Origin of the sequence: Microbacterium sp. Ru50, from assembly GCF_002920555.1 — a bacterium.
Taxonomy (GTDB): Bacteria; Actinomycetota; Actinomycetes; order Actinomycetales; family Microbacteriaceae; genus Microbacterium; species Microbacterium arborescens.
Genome location: NZ_PQSV01000045.1, coordinates 1 through 701, shown reverse-complemented (window position 1 = coordinate 701; position 701 = coordinate 1). Strand labels below are relative to the sequence as shown.

Below are 701 nucleotides of genomic sequence, written 5' to 3'. Positions count from 1 at the left end.
GGCCAACATAGCTGCCCGGGCTGAGCCCGCGCTTGGCCAGCCAACCGACCGGATCGATCCGGTTCGTGCCGTTGGTCAGGACCTCGAAATGCAGGTGGGGACCCGTGGAGTAGCCCCGGTTGCCCATGGTGGCGATCTGATCGCCCGCCATCACGCGCTCGCCGACGCTGACGAGCCACGTGTTGATGTGACCGTAGAGCGTGACGGTGCCGTCGGAGTGGCGGATCTTCACCCACGCGCCGTAACCGGCCGTCGGGCCCACGTCGGTGACCACGCCGTCGGACGCGGCGTAGATCGGCGTGCCGATCGAGTTGGCGATGTCGATGCCGCCGTGCAGCACGCCCCAGCGGTAGCCGAAGCCCGACGTCCACACGCCTTTGGTCGGCATCACGAACAGCGGGCGCGAAAGGCGGGCCTCACGCTCGGCGCGCTCCTGTGCGAACGCGGCGGCCTTGGTGATCTCCTCGGCGTGCACGGCCGACGAGATGTTCGACGCGACCGAGACGATCTGCATGCCGTCGTTCGAACCGCTGACCGAGGCTCCGTCGACCGTCGTCTGGCCGGTGGCCAGCACGGTGTCGTCGGCGGCCTGGGCCTCGGTCATGGATCCGCGACCCATTTGCTGTCCACCAGTCATGCTAGCCATATGGCTGCCGCGCGGCACCAGGCCGCTGCTGTGATGATGATGATGATGGCTGCTG

1 protein-coding gene is annotated in these 701 nt (G+C 67.9%); it reads right to left on the bottom strand.

Going from position 1 to position 701, the window contains the following annotated elements; genetic code table 11:
• Positions 1-604 (bottom strand): M23 family metallopeptidase (locus C3481_RS16155; RefSeq protein ID WP_258039150.1); only part of this gene is annotated, 604 nt, incomplete at its 3' end.
• Positions 605-701: the final 97 nt, after the last annotated feature.